This is a genomic window from Neisseria sp. P0009.S007 (assembly GCF_051962515.1).
On sequence record NZ_JBQCVF010000543.1, the window covers coordinates 1 to 1,003 of the forward strand.

Annotated in this window: 2 protein-coding genes; both read right to left on the reverse strand. The window is 43.8% G+C overall.

Annotation, left to right across the window (positions count from 1 at the left end; genetic code table 11):
- A partial coding sequence (locus ACTHS3_RS14660; protein ID WP_440368332.1) for a DNA-formamidopyrimidine glycosylase family protein occupies window positions 1–215 on the reverse strand: 215 nt, incomplete at its 3' end.
- A gap of 44 nt (window positions 216–259) precedes the next feature.
- Window positions 260–919, reverse strand: coding sequence for a class I SAM-dependent methyltransferase (locus ACTHS3_RS14665; protein ID WP_049336494.1), 660 nt, complete (start codon window positions 917–919; stop codon window positions 260–262).
- Window positions 920–1,003 lie beyond the last annotated feature (84 nt).

Genomic DNA, 1,003 nt, shown 5'->3' on the forward strand with positions numbered 1-1,003 from the left:
TGAATAAGTAAAATACCCGTTTCAAAAGTAATAATCAAATACTTCGCACGCCGACTGCATGCCAAAACTTTGTGCCCAGCCAAAATTTGCGCCAAGTTTGGATGAATAGGCCATCTCAATTTAAACTGGCGAATAATGACTTTTTCTATCTTCTTGCCATCAATATGAGGCGCGATTCCGCGTAAAGTCGTTTCCACTTCAGGTAATTCAGGCATCGTTATTCTCCAAATTCATCATTAATATACAGGCCGTCTGAAAACTATTCGGCCAAACGTGCCGTACTTAAAGCAACCGTATTGCCATCAAATGCAGATTCCAATTCAGGCAAAGGATGGACACCAATCAAATGTTTCGTTAACACCATCCCATAAACCGCTGCACACTGCGGCCACCACCTATCCCCTGCCTTTTCCATAAACCGCCAAAACTTCAAAGCAGAAGGCGAATTCACAGCAGGCAGATAATCCATAAACTGCCCATATTCTATTTCAAAACCAATATCCGCAATTTTTCGTTTCAACTCAGCCAGAGCCAAGCATTGAGATTTCAAAGGCAGCTTTTCCCCATCAAACCAAGAGCTCAACCCCCACAAAGATTTAGGGTTGAACCCCGTCAAAATCAATCTGCCTTCAGGTTTTAATATCCTAAACGCCTCTTGCAACACCAAATCTGCAGATGAAACTTCCAAAAGATGGGGCATCAATAACACATCCACGGAATGCGTTTCAAATGCCAACATTTCAGCATCCATCCGCACATCGCGAGGCACTACAAGCATGTTTTCAGACGGCCTCTGCCATACACCGCCCAATTGAACCGCCACCTGCCTATTCAAATACTGCAAATGCCGTCTGAAAAAATCCGCCTCTTTTTGAGCAAGATATTGTCCCATTGGCGTTTGCATAAAAAAAACTTCCATTAAAGGCCCCCTATGCATCCCGACTTGTGTGACAGAATTTTAACACCACGGCCACATCACACAAGCAAATTCCCTGCTCGACTT

Excerpts from the sequence above, each read along its gene's own strand:
- ACTHS3_RS14665 (WP_049336494.1), bottom strand. The coding sequence starts at position 919 with ATGGAAGTTTTTTTTATGCAAACGCCAATGGGACAATATCTTGCTCAA.